Origin of the sequence: Acinetobacter pecorum (assembly GCF_014837015.1) — a bacterium.
GTDB classification, from domain to species: domain Bacteria; phylum Pseudomonadota; class Gammaproteobacteria; order Pseudomonadales; family Moraxellaceae; genus Acinetobacter; species Acinetobacter pecorum.
In genome coordinates this window covers 1-21,000 of the sequence record NZ_JACSPT010000020.1, presented here as the reverse complement: position 1 = coordinate 21,000, position 21,000 = coordinate 1, and the positions used below count along the sequence as shown (strand labels likewise).

Below are 21,000 nucleotides of genomic sequence, written 5' to 3'. Positions count from 1 at the left end.
ACAAGGCTCTCTATCTGTAACAGGGTAGGGGGCTTTCAATACCTAATAATAACAATAACTAAGGATGCTACATGACCAATAGAGTAGACATAGCAAATCAAGCTTTATCTTTAGTCGGGGCTGACTCGATTACAAGTTTTGAAGAGAACACAAGTACAGCTAGACGCATGAGAACAGTCTATGACACATCACGTAAAGCACTACTTAGACTTCATCCCTTCCAATGCTCAACCAAGCGCATTAAGTTAAATCCAATCTCAACACAACCTGAGTTTGGCTATTCATATCAATTCCAATTACCTGATGATCTAATCAGAATCATCAATGCTAATACAGAAGATTATGTTGTGGAGACAGACAGACTTCTTTCAGATCAATCAGAACTTAACCTGGTCTATGTATTCGATAACAAGAATGAAGAAACATACGATAGTCTATTTACTGAATGCTTAATTCTTTATTTAGCATCAAAGATCACTAAAGCAGTAACAGGATCACAAGGCACAGCAGACAGCTATTACATGCAATGTCAGGAGCTTATCAAGCAGGCAAAAGCAGTACAGGCACAAGAAGTACCATCACAACAATTCTTTAAAGACTCAGACTATTCACTGATCAGAGGTCATTAATATGGCTAAGATCAACCTTATAAAAAATAACTTTACTTCAGGAGAACTCAGTCCTCATATTTGGATGAGAACGGATCTTCAACAATACCGTAATGGCACAAAAGAGATGCTGAACTTTCTACCTATTGTAGAAGGTGGATTAAAGAGAAGGGGAGGCACACAAGCCTTAGCAATTACAGCAGGAGCAGTCAGAATCCTTCCTTTTATTATCAGTCATTCAATTACCTACCTACTTGCTTTTAAACCTAATCAGATAGACGTACTGGATACTAACGGCTCATTAGTCAGAAGCTTATCAACTTCATATACAGCTCAAGAAATCCAAGAGATCAGTTATTGTCAGAACAGGTATCAGTTTTTCTTAGCACACAGTAATCATCCTTTAGCTTGGCTTAGAGCATCAGAAGATCTAACCAATTGGAGTTATGATTCATTTGATTTTTATGTACCGCCTTTGGAAGAGGTAGAGACTCCAACACTTCCACTTAAACCAAACGAAAAGAGTGCAGGGAAAACAGTTACATTAGCTGCTTCACCATACGATATATACGACAACACAAAACGCTATCAGGTTGGTGATATTTGTCACTACACAATTAATAATGTTAAACGCTACTTCAAGGCTCTTCGTATTACTCAGGGCAATACACCAACTCTAGGCTCTTATGATGACAGTGGACATACGCCTGACTACAACTGGACAGAAACAACTGTTACTGAAGCTCAAGCCTTTACAGCAGCAGATGTTAATAAATTTGTATTTATTAATGAGGGCATTGTCCGTATAGATCAGTATGTCAGTCCTTCAACAGTAAGAGGTGAAATCCTTTTAAAACTAAATACAGATATTGAAGCTATCGGCAACTCATGGACCTTGAAACAAGGCATCTTTGAGCTGAATTTAGGTTATCCAAGAGCCGTAACGATGTATCAGCAGCGACTTGTGATAGCAGGAACTAAAACCTATCCAAACTATGTCTGGTTATCAAGAGTAGGAGATGTAACTAACTTCCTTCCTACAGTAGCAGATGGGGATAGCTTTACAGTTTCAGCAAGTTCGGACCAATTGACCAACGTACTACATTTAGCTCAATCACGAGGTATATGTGTAATGACAGGGGGGGCTGAATTAGTTATCAGTTCACAGAATGCAATGACACCTACCAATACTTCAATCCTGGAACATACAAGCTTTGGATCAACTGAAAACATCAAGCCAATTAAAGTAGGATCAGAACTGATCTTTATTCAACGTGGAGCAGAAAGAGTTCGTACATTGCTTTATGACTATTCAATTGACTCATTAACATCTTCAGAGCTGACAGTATTAGCAAGCCATATAGCTAAGAACAATGGTGGCTTTAAAGAAATGGCTTATGCAGCAGAACCAGACTCAATTATTTGGTTTGTATTAAACAGTGGCAAGATAGCAAGCTTGACACTAAATAGAGAACAATCAGTTATAGCTTGGTCAACACATGATATTGGTGGAACAGTATTAAGCGTGACTTCATTACCTTCTACTAGTGGATCTGACAGACTTTATTTCTTGGTCAATCGAAATGGAATAGTACAGATTGAACAGATGAAGCAAGAGCTTTTATTAGATTCAGTTATTCAGATCCAAGTACAGCACAACAAGCCTTGTATCGTAGAACATCCTCAGATCGGGATCTTAGGAAATGATATAGCTGCATACTATAAAGATGGCAACACAACCTACTCACTTCCTATCTTAAAAAGAGAAGGCAATACATTAACGATTGATTGTGAAATGGCTGTTAATACGATTTATATAGGACGTAAGTTCACTTCAAGAGTGAGTTTATTTGCTCCTGAATTACAGGGCAGTCCTGCAACCTCAAGTCCAAGCATTATCAAGATCAACCATATCAACCTTTATCTATATGAATCTATCAATCCTACAGTGAATGGAGAAATGGTAGAGCTGAAGCAGTTTACAGATAACATCTTTGTACCACCTGTACCATATACAGGATCAAAAAGGATTGAGATGAACGGATGGGCTGACTTCGACAACTTCAAGTTAATCATAGAACAATCTGAACCATTACCATTGCATATAACGGCTATTGTCATGGAACAGAATATCAATGATAGGTAAGATGATTAAAGTAACTTAAATCAGAGTATTACAATGAAGAGAAATGATACTAATGCTAATTTGATATTAGCTGAAACAGTTGAAAATGGATTTGATAATGTTGTCTTAGAAGTAGCAGAAACAGCTTTAGAGGAAATTATAAAGGCATTTCCAATAACAAATGCGGTTAAAGGAATATATAACTGTGTAATATCATATCAAGAAAATCAGAGATCTTTTAAATTTATACAATTTGTAGAAGAGTGTGAATTACACAAACCTGGTCAAATTTTTAAGATTTTTAAAGATAAAAGCAATATAGAAATGGGAGGAGAAATACTTAATGCTCTAGAAAAAAGTTATCTACCTAAACATTCACAAATGATTGCTAGGGCATCTATTTTATATGATTCAAAACAATTAGATAGAAGGAAATTTTTAAAATATTCACATATCATCCCTAAACTGACTTCTTACCTGTTAACACAAATTTCTACTAGTTATCATCTGCATTTAGAAAGAAAAAATAATGAAGATTATAGAATTTTTAATAACGATTTGGACGGGGCCGGACAAGAATTAGCAAGCTATGGTTTTCTTCAGACCATACAAACAATGGGAAGTGGAGATTTTTATAAAGGAAATGAAGAATTAGAGTATTTCTATCAACACATATATAACAATAAATATGGCAAGGATTAATGTACACACTAGAACAAGCAAGAATATTAGACATACCTGAACTGTTAGAGATAGCAGTTCAATTCTGGCAAGAGTCAGACACATACTCACAACGTCCAATCAACTTAGATAAAGTCAAAACTCAATTACAGACTTTGATCCTGTATCCATCTCAAGGATGCGTATTAATCGTTAAAGATGAAGATAACAATATATTGGGTGGCTTTATGGGTGGCATACAGGAAGAATGGCAATCTGACTCACTTATGGCTTTTGACTACTGTTTATTTGTTAAGCCTGAAAAAAGGGGAAGTAAAGCTGCTTATATGCTTATTAAAGCTTTCATTGAATGGGCTAAAGAACAGGGTGCAGACTGGATACAGTGCGGAACAGCAACACGTATCAATACAGAAAAGACAGTAAGCTTCTATAAGAAGATGGGCTTTGATCACACAGGAAACTTCTTAGAAATGAAGTTATAAAATACAACTAATAATACAATTATAAATAAGAGGTTTAATACAACTATGGCAGCAGCAGGAGCAGCAGCAGTCGCTTATTGGGCGGCAACAGCTTTAGCAGTGGCTAGTACAGCTTATGCAGCATACAACTCTAGGCAGTCAGCTAAAGCACAGTCTAAACAAGCAGAACAGAATGCTAAGAATGCAGAGTCACAGGGCAGAGTAGAAGCGAATCGTATTCGAGAACTTGGTAAGAAACAGGCAAGTGCAGCACAGGCACAAATGGCTGCAAATGGACTCGATCTAAATGCAGATAACACTGTAGTAGATACCATTGCACAGGATATAGATCTGAACTCTTCTAAGGATGTTTGGACCACTTTCTTCAACTATAAAAACCAGTCTGCTCAATATCAAACCGATGCAAAGAACTACAACCTACAGGCTAAGAATGCAACTGTAAGCGGTATACTGAATACAGCATCTACAGCTTTATCAGCCTTTGGCAATGCACCTAAAAACGCAACAGTAGGCAAGACAACTACTCAACCAGTATCAGGTATTCAATCAAATACGCTGACAATGGACACAAGCAGAATAAAACAGAATGCTTCAGGATGGGCTTAATAGATGGCGAATATTCCATTAGGACAGTTTGGCAACGTCATGCCACAAGCTCAACCTAGAAGAGTAATTGATTCAGGTGCAGGACAAGTAGCTCAAGCAGCAGGGCAGTTAGCTCACGTAGGTCAACAGGTATCAGTTAAAAAGCTGAATGAACAGCAAAAGATCCAAGATGAGAAAGAAGAGTATTTCTTCAATACTCAGGCTGCTAAATATGGAGCTGAATATACAGACATCGTTACCACAACCAAACAGAAGTTGGTTACAGGTGAATTTGATGAGAACTCAGCTAAAGCTTATTTAAGACAGCAAGCAGATACCTTAAACGAAACATACAGACAGACTCTTCCTGAAACCAAACATGAAAAGTTCAACTACTATTCTGAAAAGATGTACCTGGAATCAGAAGTCAATGTAAAATCATTGGCTTATGAAACAGAACGTAGAGCGATTAATGCAGACTTTGAACAAGTCGCTGAAGCTACTCTTAAAATTGAAAATAGAGAACAGGCATACGCTCTATACTTGGAAACAGTAAACCGTAATCCTGTTTTAACTCCTGAACAGAAGAAAGAAGCTCCGCAAAAATGGAATGAACGTAGAGACTTATCAGATGGCAAAGGCGTATTAAGCAGTTTAGAAGATCAGCAGGACATCAAGGCACTACAGGAACTTCATAAGAATGTAGATACAGTTTTTCCCCACATGAAGGTAGAGACTAGAGATGCATATAAGGCAAATATTGAGTCTGCAATTGACCGTATTAATAAAGGACTTGAGATCAAGGCCAAAGAGCATGATAAGGAACTAGCTCAACATACTAAAGACTTTGTAGCAGATGCTTTTACAGGCTATCCATTATCTACAAGCTTGGTCAATAGTACATTAGATGCAGTTAAAGGTACTAAATATGAAGCTGAAGTCAAAGAAGCCATTACATTAAATAAAGATGCTCAGAAATTCAGAGATGCTTCTCCAATTGAACAGGAACGTAGCATTGCACGACTCACTTCAGAACTAGAAAACAGTCCTCAAGAAGATGCAACTCTACTTCAAAAGAAGCTGAACGTATTTAAAAACATTGCAGCTACATCAAAGCAAAGAGCAAATGATGATCCTATAGCTTCAGTACAATCTCAAACAGGGCATAAGCTTTATACAGTTACTCCTGAACAGATCGGAACAGGCAATATTGATTTTAAAAAGGCTCAGATAACAACTGATCTACTTGCAGAACAAAAGAAAGCAAATGGTGATGTTGGTTCTCTGATCCAATGGAACAAGTCTGAACATACTGCTTTTAAAGACAGATATTTTGATGCAACCCCTAAACAACAGAAAGCAATGCTGACTGATCTAACCAAAATGGCAGGCAAGAATAAAGAAGCTCAGAAAGAGTATTTCAGCCTGATCAGTGGTGAAAAGAATGCTTATGATTACATGGGTATTGCAAAACTCAATCAGTTAGATGTAACGCTTCACGGTACAAACATTAGAGCAGCAGAAGTTGCTTTAGAAGGAAAGCAGATCCTCAATCAAGGACAAGCTTCTGTACTAGGAGTAGAAAAGGAATTTCATAACGCTATTCAATCTGAATTTGGCAATGCAGCAGCTATTGGTACTAATGAACATCGAGCTTATCAAAACCTGGCTTATTCGATTTATTTAGGACTAGCTAAACGTGGCGAGAACATCATTAAACGTGATGATAAAGGCAATCCAATCATTAATAAGGAAATGGCTAAACAGGCATTTGATATAGCTTCAGGCGGTACTTACAAACAAAAATTAGGTAAGAACACGAATTACATTTTCATGCCTTATGGCTTTACTCAAACAAGTTTTGAAGATCATATCCAAAACCATTTTAGAACTCAGTATCGTAAAGAAACAGGCTTCCTTCCTCCTGACGAAAACATCTTAAAGACTCATGTTGTTCAACCTATACAGGGTTTTCCAAACTGGTTTAAGTTCATCGGACATGATGGACAGCCATTAAAGAATCCAAAGACAGCAAAAGCATACGTGATAAAAATACAAAAATAACAAGGAAAATAGATGGGCTTATTAAGCGAATTTATAACAGAACAAGATCAGGCCTTTGATGAAACAAAACTAACAGATCCTCGAAAGTTTAAGCGTGGAACTTTATCCGATATTGGATTAGGTACAGTCTCAGGTGCAGCTAAAGGTGTTTTATCTGTATCGAATGCAGCAAGCCGACTTATTGAAGGTGATGAAGTAGCTGACAGACGTATGGCTCAGACCAATGAAGCTTTAACTCCAACCAATCAAGGAACGGCAGGACACGTAGTTTCAGGTATTACAGAAGTGCTAGCAGCAGGCACAGTAGGCTCACCACTTGGACCTTATGGCGTTGCAACTACTGTAGGACTTGGTACAAGAGCAATTGAGCATACAAAACTTACTCAGCAACTTGGCGTAGATCAGGATACAGCAGATACAGCATCTAATATTTATGGTGCTACAAATGCAGCTTTAGCCCTTCTTCCTATCTCTAATGTATTCAAGAAGTCACTTGTTGCTGACTATGCAGCATTAGTTGTTGCACCAACAGCAGTAGGGCAGGCTTCTATCTATGGAGAAGGGGTATACCTGGACAGTAAAGGCTATAATAAGCTGGGCGAACAATACAAAGATATGGCAACAGATCCAACAGCGATCTTTACTAACTTAGCTATTGGTTCGGTATTCTTTGCAGGCAGTCGTTATCTGAATGCTAAAACTAATCCTGATATTTCAGAAGCTCAGGTCCATCAGGCAGAAGCAGACTTTAATGCTACAGTTGAAAATGCCTTAGCAGATGCAGATACATCAAGTATGCCTAACGTGGCTCAATCGGTAGATGATCTAGCTCAACATCAGACTAATTTGAATCAAGCAATTGATCAGGTGATGAAAGGAGAGAAGGTTAATATCTCGGAAGCTACAGGTGGACAGCTCAAGACTTTAGATGATGTTAAGCAGTATATTCAAACTAAAAATACAACCATTAATAAACCTAAAAATACAAGTCTATCTTTGGCTGAAGCTACTGAACAGAATAGAAAAATAATATGGGAAAAGCTGAATCCTAGAATGAAATATACTGGTACAAGCATACCAAAGCAGCCACAACTCAAACCATTTATAGCTTCAGGTACACAAAAACGTATCTATGATGAAGCAATGGCTAAAGGCTTATCAGATGCAGATGCAAGAACAGTTGTTGCATTGGCTCACTTTGAATCAATAGGTACATTCAGCACTACAGTTAAGAATCCGAAATCATCAGCTACAGGTGTATTCCAGTTTATTGACTCAACTTGGCAAGCAGAAGGCGGTACAGCAGCAAATAGACATGACTTGAACAAGCAGATTGAACTAGGGATCAAACATACTAAATCTAATATCAAGTACATCAAAGATAAGACGGGGATTGTCCTGACTGGATCACAGATCTATATTCCACATCTATTAGGTAGGGGTGGAGCTGAAATTGTATTTAAAGCAATTAAAGATAATCCTAACCAATCAGCAAGAGATGTTATTAGCCGATTCAGTAAAGATCCTGATCACTTAATGCGTATTAATGGCATACCTAAAAATGCTCGAATAGATGATGCTGTTCATTTCTTCACTAACAAGATAGATGACATTACAGCTCAACATTATGGTGGTACAGGCTCAACACATAAATCTGTTTTTGAATCTGAAGCAGAAACAGCTTTAGAACAAGCTCCTATAAAACCTGAATCAAGCTATGAAGGAACAGTAGATCGTTTAGACCTGGATAACCTTCCTGAAGTAGATAATCTGTTTATCAGTTCACATGACTTTAATGCTTTCGAACATCGAAATATGGACCATGAGGTAGTTGGAGATCTGACAACAGAACAGCTAGACCTTCCAAGCATGGTATTAGATGAACACGGTAACTTAGTACCTGATCTTCCTGACCCAAACTATAAACCTATATCAGATGCAGAACTCAGTAAATTGCTTGATGATGTTTTTGCAGAAAGTGAGACAGCTAGGATTCCTCATACATCAAATACGATTAAAGTGAAGGATAGGATAGATGATCCTGCAAAAGAGTTTAAACCTGACGAAAGCATTGCATCAGACTGGAAAGAAAAGCAACGCTATGAAGAGGGTAAATACCATAAAGAACTGACACGTACTTATAAAGACAAGGATGGAAATACAGTTCAAGAGCTTCAATATCGTGACTCATACGTGCGTAGAACGGTTAATGATGCACATCAAACTAATTCTATTCACGTAGGACGTTCAAATAAGAGTAATTTTGTAGACCATAAAGGTAATAAAGAACTAGAAACAGCCTTAGATCGTATTTTTGATGAAGGTCGAGCTTTTGGATACTTATCTCAGATCCCTAAAGGACAACAGGCAATAGACAAATTAATTGCTAATCCTGACCTGGTTATCTCATCTAAAAAGACAGGTGAAGATCTGACAGCAGCTCAGTGGAAAGACAAACTAATCCGTGAACAAGACAATATACAAATGATGGCTAAAGCAATGAGTACCTTAGCCAAGTGTGCATTAAAACAAGCAGCATAAAAATAATAAGAGAATTGAATGAAAGAACAATGTAAATCAGCCGTAGAAGGCGTTTTAGGAAGAAAGCTATCTGATAAAGAAGCAGACCTATTAGAGCAACAATTTATCAAAGCAAGCCGTGAACTTCCTGCCGGAGACATCAAAGCATGGAAGAGTATGTCAGATGAAGAACGTGCTGAAGCTATCGCTGACAGGGCAATCAAGAATTATACAGATCAGCATATTAAAGAAGTCACAAACTTAGTAAATGATTTAGAGATCCGTGAACAATTGGCCCATGAACTGACTTCTCATTCAAAGCTCAATCCATTAGAAAGTTTGAACAGAAAATTGGTTATGCATACTGATCAATCAGGTATTCAAAGTGTAGAACACAACATCCAAGCAATTGAAGTTAGGTATATCGGAGCTTTAGCAGATGTCTTTACCAAAACTCAAAAAAGCTTAGGCTATCTGATAGATGCCGATAAAGTTAAATTGCTCGTTAAAGAGATCTTTGGCAAGCCTTCAGGAGATACAGAAATTGCAGGACTTGCTAAGTCAGTACAAGACGTTTTAGAACAGCTCAGACTTCACTATAACAGGTACGGTGGCGATATTAAGAAGCTTGCTAACTACGGTACTCCTCAATCACACAGTCACTACAAAGTCATTCAAGCAGGACAGGATACCTGGGTTAAATATACGCTTCCAATGACAGACAGATCCAAGTACAGACATGAAGATGGATCATTAATGAGTGAAGCTGAAGTTGCAGATGTCTTAAAAGCTGTCTATCAGACAATTGCTTCTGAAGGACATAACAAAGCATCAGTACAGGCTCATGCTGTTCAATCGGAAACAGATTTACCTGTAGGCTTCAATATGCAAGGTCTTCACCATCATCATAGGGAAGTGCATTTTAAAGACGCTGACGCATGGGTGAAATATCAAGAAGACTTTGGAGAAGTAAATTTCCATGATCTGTTATCTAACCATGTAAGGCGTATGAGTATAGAGATTGGCCTTATGCAGACATTTGGTAGCAATCCTGAGAAAACTGTAAAACAGCTAGGACATAATCTGCTTAATCAGATGATGCAAGATCCAAAGTACGTTAAAGAGCATCGTAAGATTCAGAAACAAGCCAAGTTGGTCTCGAAGCATTACGATGAACTTGCAGGACAAGCTCTTCCTATCGACAGTAACTTAGCTCAAGTAGGCGGTATGCTCAGATCATGGACCGTTGCTACCAAGATGGGCAGTGCTTTTATTACAGCCTTCTCAGATCAGGCAACGATGAAACTAGCTTCTGAAATGCATGGAATGGCTTACTCAAAAGTATTTGGAAAACATCTAAAACAATTTGCCAATAAAGAAGACAGAGACTTTGCTATCTCTATCGGTTTAGGGGTCCGTGAGATGACCAATGCACTTGTGCGCTTTGGTGACGATGACTTGGCTTCAGCTTCAACTAAACTGGCTAAAGCGAATACTAATACAAGAAAGATAGCAAATGCAGTTATCAGATCTTCAGGCTTAAACCATATTACAGCTTCAGCTAAAAGAGCGTTTGGTGTATCGCTTATGCATCATGTATCTAATCTGAACTCAGCTAAGAAATGGGCTGAACTTGGACCTAAAGATAAGAAAATGCTTGAAGGTGGTGGTATCACTGAACATGAATGGAATGCTCTTCAACTTGTCACTAGAACTGAAGCTCCAACAGGTGAAAAGCTAGTGACCAATCAAGACATTTTTAAGATGTCAGATGATGTAATTCTAAATCATTACAACTTTGATAAGACAGGATATACAGCTCAAGAGCTTGCTGACCATGCCTTCAGATTAAAAGAACAGTTAGCAAATAAGTATATGAATCATGTGTATACAGAGACTAATGCTGCGGTGCTTGAGGTTGGGGCTAGAGAAACTACGATCATGGGCTTAGGCCGTGAACGTGGAACAGTAAGTAATGAACTCACTCGATTCTTCTTCCAGTTCAAGCAATTTCCGCTTGCTATGATTACTCGTCAATGGACAAGAGCAATGGCTCAGGGCACACCACAAGAGAAGTTTGTGTACCTGGCTAAACTCTTTGCCTATACAACTTTCATGGGAGCTATCGTTGCTCAGATTCAAAACCTGACACAAGGTAAGGACTTAGATGATCCAACAACCTTAGATTTCTATATGAAGTCTATCGTGAAAGGAGGATCGGCAAGTTACTTATCTGACGCAATTTCTGCAACGGCAGATCCTACAGAACGTAGTGTTAAGGACTTCATTATTCCTGCTGCATTCAAAGATGTGATGTCAGTCGGTACGATGTTATCAGGTGCAGGAAAGCAGTTCCTAGATGAACGTGAATCGAGCTATGGAGCTGAAGCAATTAATGTAGCTAAGAACAATATACCGTTTCAAAACGTATGGTATTCAAGATTGATTTTTGACCGCTTAGTGATAGCTGAACTTCAAGAACTATTCGATGAAGATTACAGAAGCAGAAAGCAGGATAGACAAGCAAGCAACTACAACACTTCATACTGGTGGGACTTAGATAATAATTCTATAGAAGTCCCTGACATCAATATGAGAGATTAATCTTGATAAGTAACTCTGTAATACCTTATTAAGCCATTAAAATCCCCAGTAATTGTTTTTATGAGTTGAGGAAGGCCACGTAACTTATTGAAGAAATCATTAGTAGAATAACTTTCTTTGTCGAGTTCTAATAGATATAAGGCTGTACAAACGAAATCTAGATTTTCATTGCCAAAGACGTGACCTTCGATTGGTAATAAACATTTAAGGTCAATATCTGATATATCATCTTTGAGATGATACTTCTCTAAACTTAGATTCATTTTATACAAGAGCGATCTATATTTTACTAATGTTTCAAGATTATCTTTAATATTTTCAAAGTAAAAATTTAGATCATCATCTTTGAAAGGATAGTGCAATTTACCTTTCGTTTCTAAAATATCCATTAAATCTAGAAATTCAAATATGTTTGCCTCGATTGATTCAGGATAACCTTGTGTTGCATTTGACATTTTAACAATATCGTAAGTATCAAAAATAGTTGTTATCAGTTGAGTGTCTCTAGGGTGAACAGGATTTGATTTGTCCTTAAAAGCTTTAATTTTATCCTCGTGTTCTTTTTTAATTTGTTTTAAGTATTCAATAGTATATTTAGCTCTGCTCTCTGGGCTTTTATCGTCAATTTCAGCATGATGATTAGGACATACCAATATCAAATTCTCATAACTATTATCTCCTGATTTTCCTTTTACATATCTTGGTTCTAAAGGATCATCAGCAAATGCAATGATGTGAGCCATTTGAAGTTTTTCACATAGATCTTTAAGCCCAATTACCTTACGGCTGCAAAGATTACACCAGTTAGCAGAGTCACCAAATAGCTTTTTTTGAACTGTATCTCGAACATTTCTGCTAGCCATAAAACACTTTAAAAAATTAAAAAACCAATATAACAATAAAAATGAATAAAATAGAAGAATATAAATCAGAGCTAAGCCGTATTCAGGATATAGCCATACTAGACACAGTTGATCTTGTTGAACGTGCTAACGGTTGCGATAAAGAAACGAAAGTAGGTAGAGGTGATGCATTTTGGCTGTATAAGTCTGCTAACCAAACACTAGCTATAGCTGCACGTATCGAGCAATTAATTGAAAATCGAAACAAGACACAAGCAATAACAACAGAAGAAGAAGAAGAAAAACAAAAAGAAGCTGAAAAGCTCCTGCTATCAGTTCGTAAAGAGCTGACTAAACGTAAAGGAAAAACTAAAAAGGATGGTAAAGAAGCTTAATCAGAAAGCGACTTTTGCCGAATTTTACTTAGTTTACGCTCATACCCAACGATGGACAGTACCCGACTTCCATTTAGATGTATGTGAGTTTTTAGACAATTTTGGTCCTTTAGGTGTTTTGATGATGCCTAGAGGACACGGCAAGAGTACGCTTTTAGAAATATACAATGCATACCGACTCTATAAGAATCCTGAAGAACTGATCCTTGCTCAATCAGCTACAGATGCAGACAGTAATAAAACAAGTCGAGCAGTCGTACAAATGCTTGAACAGAATCCTTTAGCCTGGCACGTACAGAAAGAACGTGGTGAAATTAAAAAATGGTGGGTTAAAGGTAGTTCAGACGTTAAACATGGTTCAGTCCATGCAAGAGGTATCCTTTCCAACGTAACAGGGGCAAGGGCCACATATATCTGTAACGATGATACAGAAGTACCTGATACCACTGGATCTCCAGAAGCAAGGGAAAAGCTACGCTACAGATTGAGTGAACAGATTCATATTTTGATTCCTGGTGGACAAAGACTCTTTGTAGGTACTCCACATGCAGCAGACTCTTTATATGCCAATTTGATAGAAGCAGGGGCTAACCATTTAGTCCTGAAGATGTTTGAGAAAGAAGCTCGATTCACTTCAGGACAGAAAGAAATCAGGACCACATTTAAACCTACCTATATTTTTAGTGGTATCGGTTCACAAGCCAAACTATTAAAAGATTTTGATGACTACAAGATCACTAAAACAGATACAGATTATCTAATCCAATTCCAAGAACAACACGGACTCATTGACTGTTATTCAGAAGCTCTATGGCTTGAACGCTTTACTTCCGAAGTAATGGAACAACGTAGGAAAGAGTGTGGAACACTTGGAGAGTGGGATTCTCAGTATCAAATGCACAACAAGGCGATTAATGAGATACGCCTAGATCCTGAAAGACTCATACCATATTCAGAAGAAGTAACCTGGCATAGATCAAATAATCAGATTCAGATGTTGTTAGGTGACAAACGAATAGTCTCAGCAACTTTAAAAATAGATCCATCTTCAGGTAAGACTAAATCAGATATATCAGCAGCAGCTTTAGTCCTTCAGGATGAACAAGGACGCTTGTACTGGCATAGATCTGTAGCTTTAAAAGGTGATGTCGCTATCACTGATAAAGATGGACAGTTTATAGGGGGTCAAGCGTGGCAAGTTGCGGATCTCGTAGAAGAGTTTAAGTTACCTAGCCTTGTAGTTGAATCTAATGGGATCGGCGGTTATTTCGGAACAATTCTTAGATCTGTACTGAAGAAGCGTAATCTCTATTGTGGTGTCATTGAACGTCATGAAAATCAGAACAAGAACAAGAGAATCCTGGAAGGTATTGAAGCTCCATTACTATCAGGCTTCTTATATGCACACCAAGCTGTTTTAAAACTGAATGGACAGGACAGTCCTCAAGTGAAGCAGATGAGACTCTATGATCCATCTATTACGAATAATCAAGATGACTATATAGACTCACTTGCAGGCGCAATCTCCTCAGAGCCGATCAGAATCGGTACACACAATCACTATCCTACTTATAACGATAGTAATAATTGGCAAGCTTCAAATCATTACACTGACATGAAAATTGACTTTTAAAAATACAACTATTTTTAGTTGTATTAATACAACAATAAAAATAAAAATAAAACTAATTAGGAATAATAAAAATAATGACCGTAGAGAATCAGATTCCCTACCAAAGCTTCACAGCTAATGGTTCACAGACTAACTTTGCTTTGGGTTTCTATGTAGATGGCAAAGATCATTTTGAAGTTAAAAAGAATGATCAGGTTGTGTCTAAGAATGACTATAGATATGAGTCAAACAGTAACTCAATTGTATTCAATACAACCCTGAATCAAGGTGATGCAATTGAAATTCAGAGAAGTACAATAGCCGATCGAGCGACTAATTATGCAACCTACAACAATTCATTCAGACCAGAAGTTTTAAATAAAGATATTGATCGTATCTGGCTAAAAATTCAGGAACTAGGTGTTGCAGATGCTCTTTTAAAAGTCTACGCAGATAGGCTTCATGCCACACAACAGCAAAACATCGACAACAAAGATCAGATTATTCATCAAATTATTACCGATCTACAGAACTACGTTAATGATGAAAAAACAAATAACCAAAACAAGCTGAATGATTTAAAAGGCTATGTTGATACCCAAGATAATAAACGTAATATTTATTTTGAAAATCTTATTAATAAACAAGGTTTAGCACTAGATCAATTAGAGAATTTTTACAACGATCTATTAAAAAGCCTAGCTAAAATTTCCGTAGAAAGGGGATGGGACGCTTCTTTTATTGCAGATGGCAATAAAACACAAAAAGAGATAAATGACCTATTAGCGCATGAATACTATGTCGAAAATTGGGGAGCTAAAGGTGATGGAATTACCTTTGATGCAGATGCAATTAATTTAGCAATTACTGAATTATCTAAAGCATTTAAAGCAGATGGTAAACCAAGAACTTTACTATTCAGACCTGACAGAATTTATGTAGCTCGACTCATCAAATTAAAAGCAGGCGTGAATTTAATTTGTCCTAATGGCACAGCAAAAATTCTAAGAACTCCTGCCACTCCTGAAACAACAGAAGCTACAGCTAAGTGGTGGAGAATCATAGATGTAGATGTTAATTCTTGGACTACAGAAACAGATTTAGAACATCGAGTTACTATAAAAAATCTCATCTTAGATGGTAATTACAACAATACAAATTGGACTTGGAATACTTATAACCAAGAACAGGCTTCTTGCATGATTTTGATGGGAAATCAGAATTTTCCTAATCAATGGCAAAGAAGCAAGTTTCATATTGAAAATGTTCTATTTATGAACTCTGTATCAGATGGTTTGCATGTCTGGAGAAATACTGACATTACATTTAAAGGTTTAATGGCTCTAAGGTGTTTCAGAGGGGGATTAGTTTTTACAGGTGGTAATTCGATAGTACGTGGTGATGGAATGGTTTCATTTGATGCAAGAATGGATGTGGAAATTGACTCAACAGGAATAGGAGGAACTTTTAAGTCTTATTTATACTTAATCAACTATTATCAAGATGTTGGAAGTGATGCACCGCGTTACTTTACTGGTGGATGTGATATAGGAGGTATGGGGGGCGGTGTGATGCATCTCAATAATGTAAATGTGCATAGTTCCCCCCTGAATGTCTTTTTTGCTAGGGAAGCTAATCAAAAGTTTGAAAAATTATTAATTGAAAACAGTGTTTTTCATACCACTGGTCAACCCTGGTACAACCCTACAAATGGAACAATAAGAAATACAAAAATTATTTTAAGAAATGATATTAAAGTAAATGCAAATATCCCTATATTGATGAACTATAACGGCTATAAGCAAAGTAATTTAACTGAATTTATCTTTGATAACTGTATCATCGAATCGCAAGATCCAAATTTAGAAGGAAGTACAACATCAGCTATTCGAGTCGAATCACACATGCAAGATAATCAGATGAGATTAGTTTTTAAAAATTGTGATTTATCAAAAGTGGCACATCCTACAAGTTTCTACGGAGGGGTTGGTTGTAACTTTTATATAGATGGCTGCAAGATTAATACTAAAACATTTGTCGGAGCAGCAGGAGCTTATACTTCCTCACCTGGCTATCCCGTAAGAATTACTCTTGGATATAATGAACTAGGTGAAAATGTTACAACCTATCTGTCTCCTGCCTTCGGTGATACAACAACCAATATTAATGAATTAACTTTCTTGCCAAATTGTTCACTACCTGCGAGAGCTAATCAATTTGTGTATGCAAATGGGCAAAATGGCTACCCAAATATAAAAACTGGCTATCGAAAAATCACTGGAACTACAGCACCAACATTAACGATGTCAGCTTATAAAGATGATGTATATGAATTAGAAAATAAAATTTTAGGTTATCCGTATGAATGGATTTCAATAGTTTCTAAAACCGCTTTTACTGCTAATTCAAAATGGCAGGCTATAAAATGGTTAACAGGTTCGTTTGCAACTTCGGATCTACCTGTTTTAACCAGCTTCGACATTGGTGTAGTCAACTATGACACAACCAAGAAGAAGTTTGTTAAATGGAACGGTACAGCATGGCTTGAGGATAGCCCTTTAATTAGTAGCTCTATTACTTATGATCCTCCATCATTAGCTGCTAATGCAATTCATACTACAGAGCTAACTTTAACTGGAATCCAAATGGGACAGCCTGTAATAGCCACATTTAGTCTACCTTTAAATGGTACACAATTATGGGCAGAAGTGACTGCAACAGGAAAAGTAACCGTCTATCATAAGAATATGACAGCATCAGCTACAGACTTAGCAAGTGGCACATTAACTGTTAAAGCAGTCTAAAACTATAAGAATGATAAATTATGAAATCAGGTGATATCTATCTCACCGCCTTCTTATTTACAATTGGCTTTGCTATTTACTTTGCAAAGTCAGTTGCTACCCAAGATCAAGACTCATGGAAAGTAATTGGAGCTAAAGCTATTTTAAATGGCTTTACCTCTCTAATGGCAGGAGCAGTTTTGATGTGGGCTTCAGTACCAACCCTAGCAGTCATTGGATTAGCTAGTCTGTTCGGTACGTTGGGAACAGAAGCGGTCTGCAAATACTTTAAGCATCAAATCAATAAAGACATCAAAAATATAAAAACTAATAAAGAAGAAAAATAAAAATAATGGGATACAAGCTCGGTCAAAAGAGCTTGTCTAATCTAAAGGGTGTTCATCCTGACTTGGTTAAAGTGGTCAAGAGAGCAATTGAAATAACTGAATGCGATTTTACGATCACAGAAGGACTAAGAACGAAAGAAAGACAAGCTCAATTATTAAAAGAAAAGAAAACAACAACTAGCAACAGCAGGCATCTAACAGGTCATGCAGTAGATCTAGCAGTATGGGTAGACAATACAGTCTCATGGGAATGGAAATACTACTATCAAATTGCAGATGCTATGAAAAAAGCAGCTTCAGAACTCAACGTCTCAATTGATTGGGGTGGGGATTGGAAGAAGTTTAAAGATGGACCACATTTTGAATTAACATGGTCCAAGTATCCTAAGTAAAAAAATAGCCCTTACTTTTAATTGAGTAGGGGCTTTACTATATGTACAGAATATTGTACATTAAATATTATTTAATCAATATTAACACATTAACATTATCCGTAATAATAGATAGCTTTTTGAAGCTGTCTTAGCTCAAGAGGGCTAAAGAATATGCACGTATTTACATACACAGATGCACGTAACAATCTAAAATCCGTTTTAGATACAGTTATTGAGGATGCAGATGTAGCAGTAATTACTCGTAAAGAAGGTCAACATGCTGTTGTAATGGGTCAAGATCACTACAATAGTGTAATGGAAACATTACACCTTATGTCTTCTCCAAGTAATGCAGCACATTTAGCTAAATCTATTGCAGAGTTACGAGCATCTAAGACAATCGAAAGAGAAATTTTAGATGAGCAGGACGATTAACTTTACTCTTTCAGCATGGAAGGACTACGAATATTGGCAACGGCAAGACAAGAAAACATTGAAGCGTATTAATGCTTTAATCAAAGAAAGTCTGAGAACTCCATTTGAAGGAATCGGAAAACCTGAAGCTTTATTAGGTGACTTATCAGGATTTTGGAGCAGACGTATAGATGAAAAAAATCGACTTGTTTATGAAGTAACAGATGTAGCGATAACAATAATTTCATGCCGTTATCACTACGCATAATAAAGATATCATTACTTTGATCAGTAAGGATTTACTTTTACTATTTTACAGAATTTTTTTAGTTGTGGAATTTTAAAAATATACCCATCATTATCAACTAAATGCATAAATTCATTAGGAATATACCACATAGTTCTGAGTTCTTTCTGACCAATGTAATCTCTGGTTTTTGCTAATTCAGGTGGTAGCTGTTGTAGTCTTATTTCATTGTGCCTATTGTAATTTCCATAATTAACTTTATGTGTTCCCATAAATTCAGTTTCAATTAATTTACTTATTTCATGAGTTATTAACATATAGAACATTTTAGGATTTGTTATTTGGACACAGCATTCAGCATCAAATTCCTTCATAACAGAAACTGAATTTTCATAAGAACTACAAAAAACTAGACGGTTAGGTGAAATCCTATGGTCTTCGAATTGTATGCCACTTATTCTAATAGGGGTATCAATCTCATCTAATCCCTGAAAAATTGGACTTAGTTCACTACGTAACATAGCGTCTTTAACTGGATTTCCATTATTAAAAGTGTGATCGTCGATAAATAGTCTATTAATATATTCTCCGTCTAGAGGATCATAGACTCCTTTTTTTTGCTCTTCCATATATTTGTAGCCATGTATTGTACCAATTTTAACTTCACCTTTTTCAGCTAAAAGATGCATATATTTTTTACTGCCATACTTAAACATATATTCTTCCTCGAGATTTAAAAATAAAATATAACAGCCGTAAATATAAAATCACATGCATAAAGTAGCCATTTCGCCTTTTCCTGATCTCACATGATGCAAAGCGATCTATGACCTACATTAATTAGGAATAGGTAGATGATCATTCACAGCATGAAGGAAAAGGCGCGCGATTTTTTTTAGGGTGGTAGTACCAAGTACTATACTTTTTCAATCTTAAATTGTGGATGTTTTCCAATAGCTAAACAGAAAAAAGTCCATGTTTGTTTATTAGGTGAACGTGTGCCGTTCTCGTACTTGTTCCAGATAGTAGCATCATTTAATCCTGCTATCTTTGAACATTCTCTAGCTGATAGATTAAGAGATAAACGCAAATCTTTAATAAAATCAGGATCAGGAACTTCTAATAATAGTTCTTTAGATAAGTTGTACATATTTTCAAAACTCATAGAAAAAGCTCCATATTTCAGGAGCTTGATATTAGCATTTAATTTAGTATTAGGGTACTTTGTCCCTTTAGTCTTATAGTACGTTCCATTTCTAAAACTGCTTTAGAAATAGTCTTGTAACCTATTACACCATTAGCAGAACGTAGAATAAAACCTGATTTAAGCATCACCCATACATGATATGGGTTTTCATATTTTCCCTTTGTATCTTCTTCAACAATATAAAATTCATCTGTAGAAGTACGAACAATTTTTAAAACCTTGTCTATATCAACTTTCCACATTACAGCAGCAGCTTCAGACAATACAGGTTTTGTATTTAAACGCTTAACGGCTTCAGATTTAAAGAATTGAGCATGTGCATTCATATCTATAGCTCCTATATTAAAGTCATAGACTTAAATTGTTTGCATACATCTCCTTTCACTTCTGTATAAAAGCTATTAGAGCTTTGAGAAAATAAATCTAAACTTTGATAAACAGTTTTAGAAATACGGCTAAATTTGCTATCTGCTTCTGTTTTTAAGTAGTAGTAAGTTTTACCATTTTTAACAGTTTTTAATACTTCTACAGAACAAGGTGTCAAGCTTCTAAGGGTTTGAACAGTAATCATTTATATAACTCCCCTTAGTGGTTGTTATAGATGTTTGAGCCAATAGTCACAAAGTCATTAATCTTTGCATCTTTGCCGTATTGCTCAAAATCAATGTAACCTTGTAAAGCTTCAGGAATTTCAATACAGCTAACTTCTGTCATTAGATAGTGACCGAAATCATAGTCGTTCATATCTTCACAAAAATGATTCTCTTCATGCCATTCTTGAGCAGCTTCTAGATTAGGAGCATAGCCATCTTTTACAATCAGACTGAACTGATCCAAGTCTTCTTGGAAATGACTTTCCATGATTAGCTCGATAGCTGTTTCTAGATCTTTAAAGTTTTTAACGTCCATGTATGTGTCTTCTCGCAAGCCTTCCACTTGCCAAAATTCAATTTCAGTTTCCCCGATGATGTCACATAAATCATCCATTGAACCGTACCGGGTTTGTCGGAGAGTCAATATTCTGAGAGACTACCCCGATGACAAAATTAAAATATACCCCTGAAATCAGAGAAAGAGCGGTTCAATTATTGATTGAATCTGAAAAAGATT

21 protein-coding genes are annotated in these 21,000 nt (G+C 36.6%); 15 read left to right on the top strand and 6 right to left on the bottom strand.

Going from position 1 to position 21,000, the window contains the following annotated elements:
* The first annotated feature begins 71 nt into the window (after window positions 1–71).
* From H9629_RS13025 to H9629_RS12990, 8 genes are read left to right on the top strand one after another with little or no spacing between them, the layout of a single operon-like run.
* Window positions 72–629 (top strand): hypothetical protein, encoded by a 558-nt coding sequence (locus H9629_RS13025; RefSeq protein ID WP_191731239.1) that lies wholly within the window; start codon window positions 72–74, stop codon window positions 627–629.
* A gap of 1 nt (window position 630) precedes the next feature.
* Entirely contained in the window at window positions 631–2,754 is a 2,124-nt protein-coding gene (locus H9629_RS13020; protein WP_191731238.1) for a hypothetical protein, read from the top strand.
* A gap of 33 nt (window positions 2,755–2,787) precedes the next feature.
* The gene (locus H9629_RS13015; RefSeq protein WP_191731237.1) at window positions 2,788–3,435 is read left to right on the top strand and encodes a hypothetical protein; all 648 of its coding nucleotides are present in this window, start codon (window positions 2,788–2,790) and stop codon (window positions 3,433–3,435) included.
* Window positions 3,435–3,896 carry a GNAT family N-acetyltransferase gene (locus tag H9629_RS13010; RefSeq protein WP_191731236.1) on the top strand — a complete coding sequence of 154 codons (462 nt, stop codon included), beginning with the start codon at window positions 3,435–3,437 and terminating at the stop codon, window positions 3,894–3,896. The genes H9629_RS13015 and H9629_RS13010 overlap by 1 nt, the downstream gene beginning before the upstream one ends.
* A 45-nt stretch (window positions 3,897–3,941) precedes the next feature.
* Window positions 3,942–4,502, top strand: coding sequence for a hypothetical protein (locus H9629_RS13005; RefSeq protein ID WP_191731235.1), 561 nt, complete (start codon window positions 3,942–3,944; stop codon window positions 4,500–4,502).
* Window positions 4,503–4,505: 3 nt separating this feature from the next.
* Window positions 4,506–6,545 (top strand): hypothetical protein, encoded by a 2,040-nt coding sequence (locus H9629_RS13000; RefSeq protein ID WP_191731234.1) that lies wholly within the window; start codon window positions 4,506–4,508, stop codon window positions 6,543–6,545.
* Window positions 6,546–6,557: 12 nt separating this feature from the next.
* Window positions 6,558–9,086 carry a hypothetical protein gene (locus H9629_RS12995; protein WP_191731233.1) on the top strand — a complete coding sequence of 843 codons (2,529 nt, stop codon included), beginning with the start codon at window positions 6,558–6,560 and terminating at the stop codon, window positions 9,084–9,086.
* Between the two features lie 18 nt (window positions 9,087–9,104).
* Complete coding sequence (locus tag H9629_RS12990; protein WP_191731232.1) at window positions 9,105–11,669, top strand: hypothetical protein; 2,565 nt, start codon at window positions 9,105–9,107, stop codon at window positions 11,667–11,669.
* On the opposite strand, the gene H9629_RS12985 is transcribed toward H9629_RS12990, so the two are convergent.
* Complete coding sequence (locus tag H9629_RS12985) at window positions 11,666–12,532, bottom strand: HNH endonuclease (protein ID WP_191731231.1); 867 nt, start codon at window positions 12,530–12,532, stop codon at window positions 11,666–11,668. The two genes, H9629_RS12990 and H9629_RS12985, sit on opposite strands and share 4 nt — an antisense overlap.
* Window positions 12,533–12,573: 41 nt before the next feature.
* Here H9629_RS12985 and H9629_RS12980 point away from each other — a divergent pair, with 41 nt between their 5' ends.
* From H9629_RS12980 to H9629_RS12950, 7 genes are all read left to right on the top strand, one after another.
* Window positions 12,574–12,906, top strand: a complete 333-nt coding sequence (locus H9629_RS12980; protein WP_191731230.1) for a hypothetical protein — start codon at window positions 12,574–12,576, stop codon at window positions 12,904–12,906.
* On the top strand, window positions 12,890–14,539 hold the full coding sequence (gene terL / locus H9629_RS12975) for a phage terminase large subunit (RefSeq protein ID WP_191731229.1): 1,650 nt from the start codon (window positions 12,890–12,892) through the stop codon (window positions 14,537–14,539). The genes H9629_RS12980 and terL overlap by 17 nt, the downstream gene beginning before the upstream one ends.
* 74 nt (window positions 14,540–14,613) lie before the next feature.
* Window positions 14,614–17,322: a hypothetical protein gene (locus H9629_RS12970; RefSeq protein ID WP_191731228.1), complete on the top strand. Its 2,709-nt coding sequence runs from the start codon at window positions 14,614–14,616 to the stop codon at window positions 17,320–17,322.
* 20 nt (window positions 17,323–17,342) lie between these two features.
* On the top strand, window positions 17,343–17,648 hold the full coding sequence (locus tag H9629_RS12965) for a phage holin family protein (protein ID WP_191731227.1): 306 nt from the start codon (window positions 17,343–17,345) through the stop codon (window positions 17,646–17,648).
* A 5-nt stretch (window positions 17,649–17,653) separates the two neighbouring features.
* Complete coding sequence (locus H9629_RS12960) at window positions 17,654–18,040, top strand: M15 family metallopeptidase (protein ID WP_191731226.1); 387 nt, start codon at window positions 17,654–17,656, stop codon at window positions 18,038–18,040.
* Window positions 18,041–18,193: 153 nt separating this feature from the next.
* The gene (locus H9629_RS12955) at window positions 18,194–18,457 is read left to right on the top strand and encodes a type II toxin-antitoxin system Phd/YefM family antitoxin (RefSeq protein WP_191731225.1); all 264 of its coding nucleotides are present in this window, start codon (window positions 18,194–18,196) and stop codon (window positions 18,455–18,457) included.
* Window positions 18,441–18,704 carry a Txe/YoeB family addiction module toxin gene (locus tag H9629_RS12950; RefSeq protein WP_191731224.1) on the top strand — a complete coding sequence of 88 codons (264 nt, stop codon included), beginning with the start codon at window positions 18,441–18,443 and terminating at the stop codon, window positions 18,702–18,704. Before H9629_RS12955 ends, H9629_RS12950 begins: the two co-directional genes overlap by 17 nt.
* Window positions 18,705–18,724: 20 nt before the next feature.
* On the opposite strand, the gene H9629_RS12945 is transcribed toward H9629_RS12950, so the two are convergent.
* The 5 genes from H9629_RS12945 to H9629_RS12925 form a co-directional block, all read right to left on the bottom strand.
* On the bottom strand, window positions 18,725–19,399 hold the full coding sequence (locus tag H9629_RS12945; protein WP_191731223.1) for a hypothetical protein: 675 nt from the start codon (window positions 19,397–19,399) through the stop codon (window positions 18,725–18,727).
* Between the two features lie 200 nt (window positions 19,400–19,599).
* Window positions 19,600–19,848: a helix-turn-helix domain-containing protein gene (locus H9629_RS12940; RefSeq protein ID WP_191731222.1), complete on the bottom strand. Its 249-nt coding sequence runs from the start codon at window positions 19,846–19,848 to the stop codon at window positions 19,600–19,602.
* Window positions 19,849–19,886: 38 nt separating this feature from the next.
* On the bottom strand, window positions 19,887–20,216 hold the full coding sequence (locus H9629_RS12935; protein WP_191731221.1) for a hypothetical protein: 330 nt from the start codon (window positions 20,214–20,216) through the stop codon (window positions 19,887–19,889).
* A gap of 11 nt (window positions 20,217–20,227) precedes the next feature.
* Window positions 20,228–20,461 carry a hypothetical protein gene (locus H9629_RS12930; protein ID WP_004641738.1) on the bottom strand — a complete coding sequence of 78 codons (234 nt, stop codon included), beginning with the start codon at window positions 20,459–20,461 and terminating at the stop codon, window positions 20,228–20,230.
* 14 nt (window positions 20,462–20,475) lie between these two features.
* Window positions 20,476–20,877: an antirestriction protein ArdA gene (locus H9629_RS12925; protein WP_191731220.1), complete on the bottom strand. Its 402-nt coding sequence runs from the start codon at window positions 20,875–20,877 to the stop codon at window positions 20,476–20,478.
* Window positions 20,878–21,000 lie beyond the last annotated feature (123 nt).